The sequence below is a fragment of the Klebsiella sp. 1SOBk10mer genome (assembly GCF_046602535.1).
Classification (GTDB): domain Bacteria; phylum Pseudomonadota; class Gammaproteobacteria; order Enterobacterales; family Enterobacteriaceae; genus Klebsiella; species Klebsiella quasipneumoniae.
Genome location: NZ_JBKIUP010000055.1, coordinates 1 through 1,025 on the forward strand (window position 1 = coordinate 1; position 1,025 = coordinate 1,025).

General features: G+C 54.7%; 1 protein-coding gene. It reads right to left on the reverse strand.

The window, feature by feature from the left end; all coding sequences use genetic code 11:
• The coding region (gene tuf / locus ACLH1I_RS26565; protein ID WP_062914393.1) for an elongation factor Tu at window positions 1-1,025 on the reverse strand (1,025 nt) is incomplete at both ends.

A 1,025-nucleotide genomic window follows, 5' to 3' on the forward strand; every position in this document is an offset into this window, starting at 1 on the left:
TCGTCCATCGCGATCGGGTGGATCAGGGTAACAACCATTTTGATGTTGTCGCCCGGCATTACCATCTCTACGCCTTCCGGCAGTTCGATGGTGCCAGTCACGTCAGTTGTACGGAAGTAGAACTGCGGACGGTAGCCTTTGAAGAACGGAGTATGACGGCCGCCTTCGTCTTTGGACAGGATGTACACTTCAGATTCGAACTTGGTGTGCGGGTTGATGGTGCCCGGCTTAGCCAGTACCTGACCACGTTCGATTTCTTCACGTTTGATACCACGCAGCAGAACACCTACGTTCTCACCAGCACGGCCTTCGTCCAGCAGTTTGCGGAACATTTCAACGCCAGTACAGGTGGTTTTCGCGGTTTCTTTGATACCAACGATTTCAACTTCTTCACCCACTTTGATGATACCGCGCTCTACACGACCGGTAACAACGGTACCACGACCGGAGATGGAGAATACGTCTTCGATCGGCAGCAGGAACGGCTTGTCAATCGCACGCTCTGGTTCCGGGATATAGGTATCCAGGTGGCCAGCCAGTTCGATGATTTTCGCTTCCCACTCTGCGTCGCCTTCCAGCGCTTTCAGAGCAGAACCACGAACGATCGGGGTGTCGTCGCCCGGGAAATCGTACTGAGACAGCAGTTCACGAACTTCCATCTCAACCAGTTCCAGCAGCTCTTCGTCATCAACCATGTCGCATTTGTTCAGGAACACGATGATGTACGGAACGCCTACCTGACGACCCAGCAGGATGTGCTCACGAGTCTGCGGCATCGGGCCGTCAGTCGCAGCAACAACCAGGATCGCGCCGTCCATCTGCGCAGCACCGGTGATCATGTTTTTAACATAGTCGGCGTGGCCCGGGCAGTCTACGTGCGCGTAGTGGCGAGTCGGGGTGTCATATTCAACGTGAGAGGTGTTGATGGTGATACCACGAGCTTTTTCTTCCGGCGCGTTATCGATCTGGTCGAATGCGCGAGCGGAACCACCGTAGGTTTTAGCCAGAACGGTAGTGATGGCAGC